Source organism: Kitasatospora sp. NPDC005748 (assembly GCF_040630735.1).
Taxonomy (GTDB): domain Bacteria; phylum Actinomycetota; class Actinomycetes; order Streptomycetales; family Streptomycetaceae; genus Kitasatospora.
Window position 1 is genome coordinate 41,355 of the sequence record NZ_JBEXYD010000052.1, and the last position, 15,420, is coordinate 56,774.

The 15,420-nt window shown below is 72.0% G+C and carries 11 protein-coding genes; 6 read left to right on the top strand and 5 right to left on the bottom strand.

Annotation, left to right across the window (positions count from 1 at the left end; genetic code table 11):
• Positions 1-133 precede the first annotated feature (133 nt).
• Both ABZ495_RS28615 and ABZ495_RS28620 read right to left on the bottom strand, forming a co-directional pair.
• Positions 134-3,187 (bottom strand): acyltransferase family protein, encoded by a 3,054-nt coding sequence (locus ABZ495_RS28615; protein WP_359838787.1) that lies wholly within the window; start codon positions 3,185-3,187, stop codon positions 134-136.
• A gap of 84 nt (positions 3,188-3,271) precedes the next feature.
• Positions 3,272-4,978, bottom strand: a complete 1,707-nt coding sequence (locus ABZ495_RS28620) for a cellulose synthase catalytic subunit (RefSeq protein WP_359838788.1) — start codon at positions 4,976-4,978, stop codon at positions 3,272-3,274.
• Between the two features lie 560 nt (positions 4,979-5,538).
• On the opposite strand from ABZ495_RS28620, the gene ABZ495_RS28625 reads away from it, so the two are divergent.
• From ABZ495_RS28625 to ABZ495_RS28635, 3 genes are all read left to right on the top strand, one after another.
• Positions 5,539-6,597, top strand: a complete 1,059-nt coding sequence (locus tag ABZ495_RS28625; RefSeq protein ID WP_359805465.1) for a substrate-binding domain-containing protein — start codon at positions 5,539-5,541, stop codon at positions 6,595-6,597.
• 195 nt (positions 6,598-6,792) lie between these two features.
• Entirely contained in the window at positions 6,793-7,581 is a 789-nt protein-coding gene (locus ABZ495_RS28630; RefSeq protein ID WP_359805289.1) for an ATP-binding cassette domain-containing protein, read from the top strand.
• 56 nt (positions 7,582-7,637) lie between these two features.
• Complete coding sequence (locus ABZ495_RS28635) at positions 7,638-8,906, top strand: sugar ABC transporter permease (RefSeq protein ID WP_359805464.1); 1,269 nt, start codon at positions 7,638-7,640, stop codon at positions 8,904-8,906.
• 134 nt (positions 8,907-9,040) lie between these two features.
• Here the strand turns inward: ABZ495_RS28635 and ABZ495_RS28640 are convergent, their stop codons facing one another.
• Together ABZ495_RS28640 and ABZ495_RS28645 are read right to left on the bottom strand one after the other, a co-directional pair.
• Complete coding sequence (locus ABZ495_RS28640) at positions 9,041-10,486, bottom strand: glyceraldehyde-3-phosphate dehydrogenase (RefSeq protein ID WP_329490298.1); 1,446 nt, start codon at positions 10,484-10,486, stop codon at positions 9,041-9,043.
• Between the two features lie 370 nt (positions 10,487-10,856).
• Complete coding sequence (locus tag ABZ495_RS28645) at positions 10,857-11,801, bottom strand: ScbA/BarX family gamma-butyrolactone biosynthesis protein (RefSeq protein WP_359838790.1); 945 nt, start codon at positions 11,799-11,801, stop codon at positions 10,857-10,859.
• Between the two features lie 116 nt (positions 11,802-11,917).
• Here ABZ495_RS28645 and ABZ495_RS28650 point away from each other — a divergent pair, with 116 nt between their 5' ends.
• Both ABZ495_RS28650 and ABZ495_RS28655 read left to right on the top strand, forming a co-directional pair.
• Positions 11,918-12,547, top strand: coding sequence for a ScbR family autoregulator-binding transcription factor (locus ABZ495_RS28650; RefSeq protein WP_329490296.1), 630 nt, complete (start codon positions 11,918-11,920; stop codon positions 12,545-12,547).
• A 165-nt stretch (positions 12,548-12,712) separates the two neighbouring features.
• Positions 12,713-13,486: a glucose 1-dehydrogenase gene (locus tag ABZ495_RS28655; RefSeq protein WP_359838792.1), complete on the top strand. Its 774-nt coding sequence runs from the start codon at positions 12,713-12,715 to the stop codon at positions 13,484-13,486.
• Between the two features lie 54 nt (positions 13,487-13,540).
• Here ABZ495_RS28655 and ABZ495_RS28660 read toward each other — a convergent pair whose 3' ends face one another.
• On the bottom strand, positions 13,541-14,131 hold the full coding sequence (locus tag ABZ495_RS28660; RefSeq protein WP_329490294.1) for a TetR/AcrR family transcriptional regulator: 591 nt from the start codon (positions 14,129-14,131) through the stop codon (positions 13,541-13,543).
• 177 nt (positions 14,132-14,308) lie between these two features.
• On the opposite strand from ABZ495_RS28660, the gene ABZ495_RS28665 reads away from it, so the two are divergent.
• On the top strand, positions 14,309-15,019 hold the full coding sequence (locus ABZ495_RS28665) for a response regulator transcription factor (RefSeq protein WP_329490293.1): 711 nt from the start codon (positions 14,309-14,311) through the stop codon (positions 15,017-15,019).
• Positions 15,020-15,420 lie beyond the last annotated feature (401 nt).

Consider the following 15,420-nt stretch of genomic DNA (forward strand, 5'->3'; position numbering starts at 1 on the left):
CGCCCGAACCGCCCCACCGGCCGACCGCAGCACCGGCCGACCACGCCACCGGCCGGCCGACCGTGCCGGGGCCCGGAACGCGCCGAGGGCCGTCCTCGCCGGCGGGGCGGGGACGGCCCTCGGCCGGTCCGGATCAGGGGCGGGCGCCTCCCCGGGTCGAGACGGCGACGTAGTCCACCCGCATCGGGTGCCCGGGCTCGGTGGCCGGGCCGGGCACGCCGCCGAGCGCGGCGGGCAGGTTGCCGCCGACCGCGACGTTCAGGATCAGGAAGAGCCCGTGGCCGACGGCCCGGTCCCAGGTCGCGCGGTCCATCTGCGCGGCCGTGACCCGGTGGTGCTCGCGCCCGTCGAGGTACCAGCGGACCTGCTCGGCCCCGGGCGTGAGGTCGACCTCCACCGCGTAGCTGTGGAAGCCCGTGCGGCAGTCCGGGCACGGCTGGTCGCCCGAGCCGAGGCCCTTCGGCTCCTGGCAGGGGCCACCCTCCAGGGTGCCGCAGTGCATCGTGCCGAAGATCGAGCCGCGGCCGTTGACCTGCTCCATCACATCGAGCTCACCGATCGCGGGCCAGCCGGTGAAGCCGTTGCGCAGCTCACCGCCGAGCGTCCAGAAGGCCGGCCAGTACCCGGCGGCGGCCGGTCCGGTGACGTCGGGCAGCGCGATCGAGGCCTCGATCCGCAGCACTCCGCCGGGCGGCGGGGCGAGGTCGGAGCGGCGGGACTCGATCCGGCCCGAGCTCCACCGGCCGTTCTCCAGGGTGGGGACGATCTCCAGCGCGCCCCGGCCGTCGAGACGGACGTTGGCGGTCGAGTCGGTCATCGTCTCGATCTCCCCGGTGCCCCACTGCGGAGCCGGGCAGCCCGGGTAGCAGGTCCCCAGGTCGTACTGCCAGTGCTCGGCGGAGGGGCGGCTGCCGGCCGGGCCCTCGAAGTCGTCCCGCAGCACCGGTGTCCAGCCGTCGGCGCCGGGCTTCCCCGGTCCGGTGGCGACACCCCCGGCAGCGCCGGCGGCGGGCACCAGCCCGGCCTCGGTCAGCAGCCGTTCGAGCCGGGGCGTCAGGACGACGGCCGCGACGTTGGTCAGGTGCGCGTCGTCCCGGTAGAGCAGGATGCGCTCCAGGACGGCGGGGCAGCTGCGCCCCGCACCCGGGCAGAGGACGGAGTTCAGCTCGACCGACCGGACGCCCGGCACCCGGCCGGCCGCGATCTCCTCGGCGAGCGGGTCGGGCCACTGCGCACGGGCGCGCGGGAACTCGCAGGCGGCCGGGTCCTCGGTGTGCCCGGAGACGCAGGCCGGAACGTCCGTCCCGGGGATCGGGGTGTCCTGGATGTAGACGATCGGCACTCCGAGCGCGCGCAGCGGCGCCAGTGTCCGCTCCCAGCCGTCCAGCACTTGCCGTCGGTCGTCGGTGTAGCGGTTGAGCGCGGAGACCACGATCAGCTTGGGCTTCGGCCCGCTGCGCAACCGCTCCAGGCTGGCCGTCCGCCAGCTGTCGCACTCCCAGTAGGCCCGCCCCAACTGCGGGTTGACGACGTCGAGTTCGGGCAGCGGGCAGCCCTGCTTGACCAGTTCCTCCAGGGCCCAGTGGCGCCCCGCCGCGATGGCGAGCAGCGAGGAGAACCACTGGCCGGCGTGCGAGTCGCCGAGCAGGACGATCCGGTCCGCAGCGGTGGTGTCGCCGAACAGGCAGGCGGGGCTGGTGACGGCGCTCGGCGCCACCTCGCACTCGCCGTCCGGCGGGAAGTCCTTGCGCGCCTGCGCGGCGGCCGGGACGACCGCCGCGGTCTTCGGCGGGGTGGCGGTGCGCACCAGCAGGGAGGTGCCGTCGGGCGAGCCGGGCGGCAGGCCGAGCAGGTCCACCGGCCCGGCCGGCCCGAGCAGCCGCAGCGTCCCGGTTCCGACGACCAGCGCCAGCACCACCGGGACGATCACTGCGGTGAGCCCCAAGGAGAGCCCGCGCCTGGGGAGTTCGGCCACGGTCCGGTTGCGGCGCAGCGGCTGTTCGATCCAGCGCAGCACCGCCACGGCGGGCAGCGCGGCCGCCGCGCTCAGCGCCACCTTGACCGGCCAGCCGAGCGTCCCGAACCGGGCCTCGGTGAGCACCAGGACCGGCCAGTGCCACAGGTACAGGTTGTAGGAGAGCCGGCCGATCGCGCGCGGGACCCGCAGGCCGAGCAGCCGGTCCGCGCCGTACCGGGTGGCGACGACGGCGCCGCCGTCCCGCCGGTCCGGCGTCCCGGCCAGGATGATCGCGGCGGTGGCGAGGGTCGGGACCAGTGCGCCGTACCCCGGGTAGGGGGTGCCGGCGTCGTAGGCGAGGACGCACCAGCCGATGGCCAGCAGGCCGGCCCAGCCGGTGAGCAGCCGCAGCGGGCGCGGTCCGCGCAGCCGGTGCCAGGGCAGCAGGGCGAGCAGCGCCCCGACCCCGAACTGCCAGACCCGCGAGGGCGTGCCGAGGTAGGCGAGCGAGACCGAGCTCTGCGTCCAGTGCAGCGAGAGCGCGAAGGAGCCCAGCGTCAGCGCCCCCGCGACCGCGGCCGCCACCGTGCGGACGGCCCGGCCGCGGCGGACCGCCCGGGCCGCCAGGAACACGATCAGCGCGACCAGTGGCGCCCAGAACAGGTAGAACTGCTCCTCCACCGCGAGCGACCAGAAGTGCAGCAGCGGGCTCTGGTCGCGCCCGGCCGCGAGGTAGTCGGTCTGCTGGGAGACGAAGCGCCAGTTGGCGACGGAGAGCGCCGCGGCCAGCACGTCGTGCTCCAGGTCGGCACGGCGCAGCGGGACGGTCAGCCAGGCGCCCGCCAGCGCGACCGCGCCGAGCACCACGGCGGCCGAGGGCAGCAGCCGGCGCGCCCGGCGGGAGAAGAACTCCCCCAGCCGGACCCGGCCGGTGGTGACGGCCTCGCGCACCAGCAGTCCGGTGATCAGGTAGCCGGAGACGACGAGGAAGACGTCGACGCCGACGAACCCGCCGGCCAGGCCGGGTACGGAGGCGTGGAAGGCGAGCACCGCGAGGACCGCCACCGCGCGCAGGCCCTCGATGTCGGGGCGGAAGCCGGCCGGGCGGGGCGCGGGCCCCGGGCTGCCGGCCGCCCGCGCGCCGGAGCCCCGGGAGTCGGAGCCGCCGCGCGGCGGCCCGGGGATGGTGTAAGTACCCGGCAGGAGCTCCGGATCCGCGGTCGGTGGCACAGGTGTGTCCGGTGACATCGAGGTGGTCGGTGTGATCGGGGTCGGAGACATCGGTGTGGTCGGGGACATCGGTGTGACGACCTTTCAACCCAGCCAGGGCAGCATCGGGCGGACCCAGCCGGAGGCGAGCAGGGCGGTGAGCACGAGGGTGGCGGTGGCGGCCAGCGCTTCGGGCCAGCGCCGCGGCAGCATGCCCGTCCGGGCCGCGCGCCGGGACAGCAGCCGACGCGGGGCGCCGGGGCGGTCCGGGTCGGCCGCGCGCTGCCCGCCGGCCGGGCGCAGCTCGCCGACCAGGTCGCGGATCAGCGGGAGGCCGATCTGGCACTGCACGGCCAGGTAGAGGCCGAGGCCCCAGTTGGGCTCCCAGCCGTTGCGGGCGACCGCGAGCGAGAGGCCCGCGGCGGCCGCGCCGACGGAGGCGCAGAGCCACCCGAGCGAGACCAGGACCACCTGGCGGGCCAGGCCGCCCGGCTTCGCCCGGCCGGCACCGGTGGGCACCCAGGCCGCGCTGCGGCCGCGCAGGGTGTGCCAGAAGGCGGCGCCGGCGGCCACGCTCATCAGCACGTTGGAGCGGATCACCTCGATCCGCCAGCGGGTCCGGCTGATCCGGGGCAGCAGGACGTGCCAGAGCCAGAGCGGCGCGAGCAGCGGCAGGACGTGCCAGGGCCGGATCTGGTCCGGGTACCAGAACATCATCACCAGCGGCGGCAGCGGTGCCACGAAGAGGTTCACGGCGGCGGCCAGGTAGCCGACGACGCCCTCGTAGAAGCAGAGCCGCATCCGCCAGGGTGCCCGGATCCGCTTGAGCACGGGCGAGCCGAGCAGGTGCAGGTTGCCCATCGCCCAGCGGTACTGCTGGTTGACGTAGGAGGCGAGGTTGTCGGGCGAGGTGCCCTTGGCGACCAGCACCGGGACGTACAGCGTCCGGTACCCCTGCTCGTACAGGCCGAGGCCGGTGAAGAGGTCCTCGCTGTGGTCGAGCCGGGCGAAGCCGCCGGCCGCGTCGATCGCCGTGCGCCGGTAGACCGCGTTGCTGCCGCAGCAGATCGCCGCGTCGCTGGCGTCCCGGGAGGGCTGGATCCAGCGGAAGAACCACTCCTGCGCCGAGCCGGCGGCACGCTGGATCCAGTCCATCGTCTCGTCGGTGTCGAAGCACTGCGGGCTCTGCACGATGCCGATCCGGGCGTCCGCGAAGTACGGCACGAGGTGGCGCAGGAAGTCCGGCCTGGGCGCGAAGTCGGCGTCCAGGATGGCGATGTACTCGGCGCGGCTCAGGGTGAGCGCGTGGTTGAGGTTGCCCGCCTTCTTGAGGTGCCCGCGGTCGGGCCGCACGACGTACTCGTAGCCGTGCGCGGCCGCCAGGTCGGCGACCTCGGCGCGGTCGGCGTCGTCGAGCACCCAGACGGTCAGCGCACCCGGCCAGTCGAGCCGCCGCACCGCGCGGTAGGCGTTCTCCAGGACGTCGAGCGGTTCGCCGCAGGTCGGCAGGTAGAGGTCGACGGTCGGCAGCTCACCGGGGCTCCAGGCGTGCACCAGGACTTCGTGCGACTGCCTGGTCAGCCGCCGCTGGCGGAGGCTGTTGACCGAGGAGAGCCCGAGCGCGACGACGTTGAGCGCGAGGACGGCGAGGAAGCCCCAGAGGGCCGGGGTCCGCAGCGAGAAGGTGAACATGGTCGCCGCGGTGAAGACGAAGGCCAGCGAGGTCAGCACCAGCACCCAGCGGCGTTGTGGTCCGAAATACCAGTACAGCTCCTGATCGGAAGGAGGTTGAGGAAGGTGTTGGACAGTCATGAGGCCCCCACAGCCGCGTTTCTGACAGCTCCGCGGCCACAGTACCTCATTGGTATAGACCATTCGGGCGGCCGTCCGAGAGCTGGGACGCCCGCCGGCGGCACCCGCCCCGGGCCGCGATCACCCGGCCACCGCGGCCGGATGCGGAGGAAAGCGGCAGGTCACGGCGGTGACGGCGGCGCCCCGCCCACCCCGGGGGCCCGTCGGGCCCAGCCGTCCGCTCCCCGCCAGGACGCCTCCGGGCCCTCGCCGATCCCCCGCCCCGACGCCTGCGTGACTGCGCGCCGCCCCCGTCGCGACCCCTGATCGCCTCCCGCCGGCCACCCACCCGTCACCTCGGGCGCCACTCCTCCCCCTCCCGACCCCCTGGCTCCCCCGGGTCGGACGGCCGCCCCCTCCCCCGATTGGCGGTGCGTCGCACTCGTTCGGCGCAGTCCGGATCGTGCCGGCGCCCCGGTGTTCCCAGACTCGGAGGCGGGGGTGGACTCAACCGGAGAGGCATCCTCATGTACATCGGGCTTCGCCGCATCGTCGCGGTGACCGCAGTGGTAACCGTCGGCATGGGCCTGGCGTCGTGCGGCAGCGCCAAGCAGTCGACCGGCACCACGTCCTCGGGCAGCGCGAGCGGCACCGCAGGAGGAGCGATCAAGATCGGGCTGCTGCTGCCGGAGACCAAGACGACCCGGTACGAGCAGTTCGACCGCCCGCTGATCGAGCAGAAGATCAAGGAACTCGCGCCGAACGCGCAGATCGACTACTACAACGCCAACGAGAACGCGACCACCCAGCAGACCCAGGTGGACACCGCGCTGACCAAGGGCGACCAGGTGCTGATCCTGGACGCGGTGGACTCCAAGTCGATCCAGTCCTCCGTCCAGAAGGCGCACGACGCGGGCGTGAAGGTCGTCGCGTACGACCGCCTGGCGCAGGGTCCGGTCGACGCGTACGTGTCCTTCGACAACAAGAAGGTCGGCGAGCTGCAGGGCCAGGCCCTGGTGGCGGCCGTCGGCGACAAGGCGAACGCCGGGTCGATCATCATGATCAACGGCTCGCCGACCGACCCCAACGCGGCCGACTTCAAGGCCGGCGCGCACAGCGCGATCGACGGGAAGCTCAAGATCGGCAAGGAGTACGACACGCCGAACTGGGACCCGAACAACGCCAACCAGGAGGCCGCCGCCGCGATCACCGCGATCGGCGCGCCCAACGTCGTCGGCGTCTACTCGGCCAACGACGGCATGGCCGCCGGTATCGCGACCGCACTGAAGGCGGCGAACCTCAGCGTGCCGCTGACCGGCCAGGACGCCCAGCTGGACGCGGTGCAGCGGATCCTGGTCAACACCCAGACCATGTCGATCTACAAGCCGTTCAAGCCGGAGACCGACGCGGCCGCGCGGATGGCGGTGGCCTACGCCCAGGGTTCGAGCCCGGCCCCCGACCTGGTGCCGACCACGGTGACCAACGGCAGCGGCAACAAGGTCCCGGCCGACCTGATCACCCCGGTCGTGCTGACCAAGGACAACATCAAGACCACCGTGGTCGCCGACGGCCTCTACACCGTCGCGCAGATCTGCACGCCCGACTACGCCGCCGCCTGCGCCGAGGCCGGCCTCTCGTAGCGGGGCCGGGCCCCGGGCTCCGCCCCCCGGAGCGGCCCCGGCCCGGCCCCGGTCGCGTGCGGCACCGGACCAGCAGCACCGCATCGGCCGCACCGGACCGGCAGCACCGCATCAGCGGCACCGGACCGGCAGCACCCCGAAGAAGCACCCGAAGCCGAAGACGCCCCGCCTCCCCCCGGAGGCGGGGCAAGGGAGTTGGTCACTGTGGCAGGTGAGACCGTACTGGCCCTGCGCGGGGTCTCCAAACGGTTCGGCGCCGTACAGGCGCTCACCGACATCGAGCTGGAGGTGCACACCGGCGAGGTACTGGCGCTGGTCGGGGACAACGGCGCCGGCAAGTCCACCCTGGTCAAGGCGATCGCCGGGGTGCACCAGCCGGACGAGGGCGTCATCGAGTGGCAGGGCCGCCCGGTCTCCATCCACCGCCCCCAGGACGCCCAGCACCTCGGCGTGGCCACCGTCTACCAGGACCTCGCGCTCTGCGACAACCTCGACGTCGTCGGGAACCTCTTCCTGGGCCGCGAGATCAAGCGCTTCGCCGTCCTCGACGAGGTCGAGATGGAGAAGCGCTCGCGCGAGCTGCTGGACACGCTGTCCATCCGCATCCCCAGCGTGCGGATCCCGATCGCCTCGCTCTCCGGCGGCCAGCGCCAGGTGGTCGCGATCGCCCGCGCGCTGATCGGCTCGCCCAAGGTCGTGATGCTGGACGAGCCGACCGCCGCCCTCGGCGTCGAGCAGACCGCCCAGGTCCTCGACCTCGTCGAACGCCTCCGCGAGCGGGGCCTCGGCGTGATCCTGATCAGCCACAACATGGCGGACGTGATGGCGGTCGCGGACACCGTGGCGGTCCTGCGCCTCGGTCGCAACAACGGCGTCTTCGACCGGCGCTCCACCAACCAGGAACAGATCATCTCGGCCATCACCGGGGCCACGGACAACGCGGTGACCCGCCGACAGGCCCGCGGCACGGAGGGCACCCCATGAGCGACCACATCCCGGGCGGCGACGACGGCCGCCGCCACCACCTGCCCGAGGACAGCATGCCCAAGGGCGGCGTCAACGCGCCGGTCCCCGTGGCACCCTCGGCGACCCCGGTCGTGGACCCGCGGCTCATCGTGCGCCAGGAGGGCATCAAGGGCTACCTCGGGGAGTTCCGCCGGCGGGTGAGCAGCGGCGAACTCGGCTCGCTGCCGGTCGTCCTGGCACTGATCGTGATCTGGGCCGTCTTCGGCAGCCTGGACAGCACCTTCCTCTCCGCCCAGAACCTCTCCAACCTGTCGCAGCAGATCGTCGGCACCGGCATGATCGCCATCGGTGTGGTCTTCGTGCTGCTGCTCGGCGAGATCGACCTGTCGGTGGGCTCGGTCAGCGGCCTGTGCGCGGCGATCTTCGCCGTCCTGAACGTCACCCACGGCGTCAACCAGTGGGTGGCACTGCTCTCCGCCGTCCTCGGCGGCGCGGTCGTCGGCCTGATCCAGGGCGTGTTCTTCGCCAAGGTCGGCGTGCCGGCCTTCGTCGTCACCCTCGCGGGCAACCTCGGCTGGAACGGCGCGATGCTGCAGATCCTCGGCGCCAGCGGCACCGTCAACCTCTCCGGCAAGGACATCGTCTCCCGCCTCTACAGCACCATCTACAGCCAGCAGCTCGCCGCCTACGGAGCCGCCGCGATCGGCGTCCTGCTGTTCGTCGGCGCCTCGCTGGCGGACGCGAGACGGCGCCGGGCGGCCGGCGTGCCCTACCGGCCGATGGCCGACCTGGTACTGCGCACGGTGGCACTGGCCGTCGTCTCGTTCCTCGCCGCGTACACCCTGAACCAGTACAAGGGGCTGCCGCTGGCCCTGCTGATCTTCCTGATCTTCATCGTGGTGCTGGACTTCGTCCTGCGCCGCACCACCTACGGACGGCAGATCTTCGCGCTCGGCGGCAACATCGAGGGCGCGCGCCGCGCCGGTATCAACATCTCGTGGATCCGGATCAGTGTCTTCATCATCTGCTCCACCATGGCGGGCATCGGCGGTCTCTTCCTGGCCGCCCAGATCCAGTCCGCCAGCCAGACCTCCGGCGGCGGCAACCTGCTGATGAACGCCATCGCGGCGGCCGTCATCGGCGGCACCAGCCTCTTCGGCGGCCGCGGCAAGACGTGGTCGGCCCTGCTCGGTGCCCTGGTGATCGGCTCGATCCAGTCCGGCATGAACATCGAGGGCCTGAGCAACGCCATCCAGTTCATGATCACCGGTGCGGTGCTGCTGGCCGCCGTGGTCGTCGACTCCCTGGCCCGCCGCACCCAGAAGGCGGCCGGCCGCGCCTGACCCTCGCCCGGGTCCCGGTAAGGCGACGGAGGCCCGCTCCACCGAGGTGGAGCGGGCCTCCGTGCCGCATGGGCGGGCGCCCGGCCGTCAGGCCTTCGGGCCGGGGTCAGCGCACCCGGCTCAGAGCATCCGGCTCAGAGCGCCGGGGCCGGGAAGGTCGGGTACTCCACGCCGGAGACGTACTGGACGACCCGGATCACCTGGCACGAGTAGCCGAACTCGTTGTCGTACCACAGGTAGAGGATCGCGTTGTCCCCGTCCACCATGGTCGGGCCGGCGTCCACGATCGAGGCGTGGCGCGAGCCGATGAAGTCGCTGGACACCGCGTCGGGGGCGGTGACGAAGTCGATCTGGCGCTTCAGCGGCGAGGTCAGCGACACCTCCCGGAGGTAGTCGAGGACCTCCTCGCGGGTGGTCTCGCGACCGAGCCGCAGGCTGAGGATCGCGATCGAGACGTCCGGCACCGGCACTCGGATCGAGCTGCCGGTGATCTTCGCGTCGAGGTCCGGCAGCGCCTTCGCGACGGCGGAGGCGGCACCGGTCTCGGTGATCACCATGTTCAGCGGTGCCGAACGGCCGCGGCGGTCCGAGCTGTGGTAGTTGTCCAGCAGGTTCTGGTCGTTGGTGAACGAGTGGACGGTCTCCACGTGGCCGCGCAGCACACCGTACTCGTCCGCCATCGCCTTCAGCGGCGGGACGATCGCGTTGGTGGTGCAGGAGGCGCAGGACAGGATCTGCTCGTCCGGCTTGATCATGTCGTGGTTCACGCCGTGCACGATGTTCGGGACGTCGCCCTTGCCCGGCGCGGTCAGGACGACCTTCTCGATCCCGGGGCGCAGGTGCTTCGAGAGCCCCTCGCGGTCCCGCCACCGGCCGGTGTTGTCGATCAGGATCGCGTCCTTGATCCCGTACGCGGTGTAGTCCACCGTGGTCGGGTCGTCGGAGTAGATCACCGTGATCTCGTGACCATTGGCGATGATCTTGTTGTTCGCCTCGTCGACGGTGATCGTGCCGTTGAACTGGCCGTGGATCGAGTCGCGCCGCAGCAGCGAGGCACGCTTCACCAGGTCGTCGCCCGCACCCTTGCGGACGACGATGGCACGCAGCCGCAGGCCGTTGCCCGACCCGGCCTTCTCGATCAGCAGGCGGGCCAGCAGCCGGCCGATCCGGCCGAACCCGTACAGCACGACATCGCGCGACCCGCGGCGCTCCAGCTTGTTGGCACCCGTGGCGCCGGCCACCGCCTCCGCGGTGAACTCCGCCACCGACAGACCGCGGTCATCGGCCTTGTACGTCGCGGCGAGCATGCCGATGTCGATCTGGGAGGGGCCGAGATCCAGCGCGGTGAGCGCGTGCAGGAACGGCAGCGTCTCGGTGACCGAGAGCTCCGCCCCGGCTATCTGGCGGGCGAACCGGTGAGTCTTCAGAATGCTGACCACCGACTTGTTCACCAGGGAACGGCTGTGCAGCAGAACGGTGACGTCCCGCTCACGCTGCAGCCTCCCGATGATCGGGATCATCGACTCCGCGATCTCCTCGCGGTTCATCCAGTTAGTGAACACGTCTTCGTTGACAGTCACAGGTCCATCTTTCGAGCTAGGCGAATGCCCACATGCTAGCTTTGAGCCATTTTGGCCTCTCAGCCGGACCCACCCGAACAGCACTTCCCCCGCCCGGGGTTTCGAAGGGCACGCCTCGCTCGTTCGTCCTACCCCGGTGATCGTCATGGCCATATCGAACCCTCGCACCGGAGCGGGCAACAGGCCCTCGTACGGCGGCCGGTCGTGCGCGACCTTCCGCGGAGTCCACCCGTCGCGGCCGTAGGCCGCGAGCAACTCGCGCGCCACGGCTGCCACCGACCGGCGCCGTCCTCCCCCGCTCCAGCCCGTGACGGACATCACCGGAGCCGGGCCGCCGCCGTCCTCCCCCGCCGGCCCCCGGCCCGGTGGGTCAGGCCGGGTGGGGCTCGGTGGTGAGGGTGGTGGTGAAGACGGGGGTGCCGGACTGGGTGGCTCGGATGTGGGTGCGGGGGTGGCCGTCGGGGGTGGGGGGTGCGGGGGTGGTGGTCAGGAGGCAGGGCTGGTCGAACTCGACGTAGCGCAGGAAGGTGCTGTCGAAGGCGACCGGGACGGCGGGGTGGGGCAGGGTGGCCCGGGTCGCCTGGACGGCGGCCTCCAGGAGGACCATGCCGGGGACGTGGTCGTGCGGGTGGTCGAAGAGGACGCGGTGGCCGGTGTCCGTACGGAGCTGCCAGTGGTCCGGCGCGCCCGCCGGTGAGATGACGACGTCCCGCTCGTGCAGGCGGCCGACCACGGCGGTGGGGGCCGGCGGGAGGAGCGGGAGCGCCCGCGCGAACGCCTGGGCCGCGTCGGCGTAGCGGCCGCGCAGGCGGTCGTAGAGGGCGGGCGGGTGGCTGGTGTAGTGGAGTTCGGCGGCGCCGAGGTGGCGCCCCCCGCGCCGGGCCTCGACCTGGGAGACCAGGTGGGCGGAGCCGAGCCGCCGCCTGGTCACCGAGGTGTGGGTGATCAGCAGGTCGACCTCGGGCGGGCCGGAAGTGGTGAGCAGCTCGCCCGAGTTGACGGACGTTCGGATACGCTCCATGCCGAAGCGGTGTCCGAGCGGGACGCCGTGGACGGCGTGGCTCAGCACGGTGAGCGCCTGGCGGGCACTCTCGGTGAACAGCAGGGGGCTGTAGCGGCCGCCCTCGGTGTAGAAGGGGTGGTCGTGCGGCCAGTGGACGGTGACCCACTGGGTGGCGCCGGAGACGTCGCCCCAGTCGGTGACGAGCGCTTCGCCCGCCACGGACTTGCCGACCAGGGCCGGCATCTCCGGCGGGACCGACGGCCGGGTGCGTGTGGCCGCCGTGTGCTGAACGATCGTTGGACGCGACTCCATGATGAGCCGTCTCCCCCCGGAGTCAGTGTGGCGGGGGACGGGAGCGGTGCAATCGTCCCCCCAGCCTATAAAATGAAGAATACTCTTCTTTATCAAGCAACATGAGGTGCAGTCGTATGGTGGGACGCCCAGTGAAACAGGAGCGGGCCGAGCGGACGCGGGCCGCCCTGATCCAGGCCGCCGCGAAGCTCTTCGGGGAGCAGGGCTTCTCCGGAACCAGCGTCGTGAAGATCGCCGACGAGGCCGGCCTGACCCTGGGCGCGGTGTACTTCCACTTCCGCAACAAGAGCGAGCTGGCCCGGGAGATCGTCTTCCGCCAGCCCGAGTGGGTGGTGACCCCCCGCCCCTCGGAGGGGCTGCAGCGCGTCGTCGACGTGTCCCTCACCTGGGCCTGCCAGCTGCTCGACAACCCCATCCTCCAGGCCGGGGCCCGACTGGTCTGGGAGCAGGAGCAGTTCAACTCCCCGGACGAGAACTCCCACCGCCAGTGGGCCGAGATCATCATGGACGACCTCCTGGTCGCCCAGCGCCGGCGGGAACTGCGGGCCGGCACCGACGTCCAGGCGCTCTCCCGCCTGGTGGTCTACGCGTGTACGGGGGCCCAGATGCACTCGTTCATCGAGACCCGGCGCGCCGATCTCCCGGAGCGCGTCGTGGAGTTCTGGCAGCTGCTGCTGCCGGCCGTCGCAACTCCCGCCACCGCGAAGCGCATCGAGCTCTCGGAGTGCCGCGGTCGGCCCGAGTAGCACCGACGGCCGGGGGCCGCCCCGTGCCGGCCCGCTCCCCGGACGGTCGACCGTCCCGACTGGTGCCGCCCCGCGCGGGCCCGGGACAATGATCGACATCCGAGTTCGACGACACCGAGACCGGCTCGCGGGCCGGTCGGCGCCGCGGGCAGGGGGGCGAAGCACATGGAGCACCGTCAGGGGCTGTTGCAGGGCAGGACCGTCATGATCACCGGGGCGTCCAGCGGGATAGGCGCGGCCGCCGCCCGGCTGTTCGCCGCCGAGGGCGCGGCCGTGGTACTGACGGCCCGGCGCAAGGAACTGCTCGACCGGCTCGCCGAGGAGATCCGCACCGCGGGCGGCCGGGCCGAGGTGGCCCCGGGGGACGTCACGGCGACAGCCGACGTCGAACGGGTCGTCGCCACCGCCGTGGCGGCCTTCGGCGGCCTGGACGGCGCCTTCAACAACGCCGGCTGGGGGGCGATCGGCTCACAGCTGCACGAGACGGACGACGCGGTCTACGACCGGATCATGGACGTCAACGTACGCGGCGTGTGGAACTGCCTCAAGCACCAGGTGCCGGTGATGCTCGGCCAGGAGTCGGGCGGCTCGATCGTCAACACCGCCAGCATCGCGAGCCTGTTCGCCACCGGAGCGGTCTCCCCCTACGTCGCGGCCAAGCACGCCGTGCTCGGCCTGAGCCGGGCCGCGGCGGCCGAGTACGGGGCGCGCGGGATCCGGGTCAACGCGCTGGTCGTCGGGACCACCCGCACCGAGCTGATCGAGGACGCCATGCGCCAGGTCCCGCAGTTGGAGCAGGTCGCGGTGGGCAGATCCATCCAGCCCCGGCTCGCCGAACCCGTGGAGGTGGCGCGCGCGGCGGCCTGGCTGCTGAGCGACCAGGCCTCGTTCGTCACCGGTGGTGCCGTCCCCGTCGACGGCGGCTGCAGCGCCGTCTGACGGGGCCGGCGGAGCCGGGGGTCGGGCCCGGCGGGGTGACTCTCGCCGGTGGGCTCAAGTCAGGCACCGCTCGCCGCAGCTGAGGAGGTCCCAGATGCGGCTGATGTGCTCCACGGACTGCCCGTCCAGGGGTTCCTTCCGGCAGGCCCGCTGCCGGATGCAGGACTCCGCGCCGGTGACCAGGTACCCGGCCAGGGTGGCGAGGGTGCTCCGGTCCCCGTACGGGCCCAACTCGGCTTCGTGCGTCGCCTGCAGGCGCTCGTGGATCACCGGCGCCCAGGTCGTCGACCAGTCCGGCTCCCCGGGTTGCTCCCGGGCGAGCCGGGCCGCGGCGCGCACCACGGCCTCCCGCTCCAGCAGATCGGCCAGCGCCAGGGTCAGCGAGATGACCGACTGGACCGGGGGTTCGCTCCGCGCCGTCACCTGGCCCACGACGGCCTGGGTCACGGCGTGGCCCTGCGTCCTGACCACCGCGGCCATCTCCTCCTTGCTCTGGAAGTGGAACGTCAGGGCTCCGGTGGTGATTCCGGCCGACCTGGCGATCCGCGCCAGGGACGCCCCCGCGTATCCGTCGCGGTCGAACTCGCCAGCGGCCGCGCTGACCAGGTTCTGTCGCGTCCGGGCCGCCCTCTCTTGCATCATCATGCTCCTGTCAGATGTGGCGTTCATACACCCGCACCATAGGCGTAAAAAAAGAATGCCACTATTTTTGTAGCGGGGCCGCCTCCCCGTGGTGCATCCTGTGTAGAACTGGTGTACAGGGGGGACTTTATGACTCTGGCGACAACCTCTCGAACCGAACTACCAGGTCAGCCCCGGGCCGTGGTGTCGATCCCGTACCGACGGACCGAGAAGGCCTCCGAGCCGCAGGCGATCCGGGTGCTCGTGGTCGCCGGCGACCACGACGCCGCCGAAGGAAGGGCTCATGACCTCCGACGACAGGGGTACTGCACGAGACTTGCCGGAACCGGCGCGGAAGTGCTGAGAACACATGAGCACTCGGACATGATCCTGCTCGACCTCGATCTTCCCGACATCGACGGCCTGGAAGTCTGCCGTTCGATACGAGCGAGTGGAGACAAGCCCATTATCACTCTCACCGGCCGCGACACCGAACTGGACCGGGTGCTCGCCCTGCAGGCCGGCGCGGACGACTGCGTCGTCCGCTCGTGCGGCCCCAGGGAAATGACGGCCCGTATCGAAGCCGTGCTCCGCCGGGCCCGCCCCAGACCGGCCCCGGTCCGGATATTATCCATCGGCCCGCTCCACGTCGACGAAAGGACCCGTGAAGTCCGCCTGCACGGCGAGCGGGTGAGCCTCACCGCCAAGGAGTTCGAGCTGCTGCACATCCTGGCCTCGAACCAGGGCCACGTCATGTCACGCAAGGATCTGATGGCCCGGGTCTGGGACACCGACTGGGTGGACTCCAGCCGGACCATCGACACGCATGTGCGCAACCTTCGCGCGAAGCTCGGCGCCAGCACCTGGGTCATCACCGTCCGCGGGATCGGCTACCGCATCGGCCACGGCTGACGGCCGGCCACGGGCCCGCCCCGGAAGGACCGCACGGACAGGACGGCACCCGCCCGGAGCGCCCCGCGCGGACGGCGTCCCGGCGCGCACGACACCCTCATCGAACGACCCGCGCAGCGCGGGAACGAACCGACCTCGCACGGACAGCAGCCCACGGGCCCACCCCCGAGGCGCGCGGCCGGCCGGCCGACTGATCGTCATCTACCGTTTCCCCGGCGGTTGACAGGCCGACGACCGGCACGCGGAGCCCCGGCGAAGAGCGAACCCGGGCGCACCGACCGAGCGGTTCGGCAGATGGCAGTGGCTCGTCTGCGAACTGCTCTGTGGTGATCGGCCGATTGCCACGGTGCTCCTGTGGGTGAAGCTGGGCTTTGGCAGCCAGGCTATGCGTTTGTGAACGT

What these genes read in the sequence shown, in the direction of transcription:
- ABZ495_RS28620 (WP_359838788.1), bottom strand. Translation starts at nt 4,978, where the DNA reads ATGACTGTCCAACACCTTCCTCAACCTCCTTCCGATCAGGAGCTGTAC.
- ABZ495_RS28625 (WP_359805465.1), top strand. Translation starts at nt 5,539, where the DNA reads ATGGGCCTGGCGTCGTGCGGCAGCGCCAAGCAGTCGACCGGCACCACG.
- ABZ495_RS28635 (WP_359805464.1), top strand. Translation starts at nt 7,638, where the DNA reads ATGCCCAAGGGCGGCGTCAACGCGCCGGTCCCCGTGGCACCCTCGGCG.
- ABZ495_RS28645 (WP_359838790.1), bottom strand. Translation starts at nt 11,801, where the DNA reads ATGGAGTCGCGTCCAACGATCGTTCAGCACACGGCGGCCACACGCACC.
- ABZ495_RS28650 (WP_329490296.1), top strand. Translation starts at nt 11,918, where the DNA reads ATGGTGGGACGCCCAGTGAAACAGGAGCGGGCCGAGCGGACGCGGGCC.
- ABZ495_RS28655 (WP_359838792.1), top strand. Translation starts at nt 12,713, where the DNA reads ATGGAGCACCGTCAGGGGCTGTTGCAGGGCAGGACCGTCATGATCACC.
- ABZ495_RS28660 (WP_329490294.1), bottom strand. Translation starts at nt 14,131, where the DNA reads ATGATGATGCAAGAGAGGGCGGCCCGGACGCGACAGAACCTGGTCAGC.